The sequence below is a fragment of the Oleiphilus sp. HI0086 genome (assembly GCF_001635225.1).
The window spans coordinates 1-394 of record NZ_LWFZ01000348.1 but is presented as its reverse complement, the minus strand read 5'-3'; the positions used below and the strand labels follow the sequence as shown (position 1 = coordinate 394).

Sequence of the window (394 nt, the reverse complement as noted above, 5' to 3'; positions counted from 1 at the left end):
ATATCTCCAGCGCCTCTCTGGGCGCTAAGGGAATGATATCAAAAAACTTCGATATCAGCTCTCTCGCCTTAAAGCTCGAAACCAACTTCAGGCAAGCAGCGCTTGAAAAAGGCTTGGACTTCTCAATTGATTACCCTGATGGCCTAACAATGCTAAGCGATGAAAAGAAAATTTATTCAATGCTGCAGCACCTTGTTGATAATGCCATCAAATTCACTCAAAGCGGTAGCGTCAACATTCGCCTTAACACTGACTTCAACCCCACTAGCGGACAACGCATTATCTTTGAAGTATCAGATACAGGCATCGGAATAGACCCGCGAGACCATAAGCGGATCTTTACCGAAGTCGGGCAATTAAATAACGAACACAATCGAGAACATTATGGTGTCGG

At 44.4% G+C, this 394-nt stretch carries 1 protein-coding gene; it reads left to right on the top strand.

Going from position 1 to position 394, the window contains the following annotated elements:
* Positions 1 to 32: 32 nt before the first annotated feature.
* The coding region (locus A3756_RS04460; protein ID WP_197481162.1) for a HAMP domain-containing sensor histidine kinase at positions 33 to 394 on the top strand (362 nt) is incomplete at its 3' end.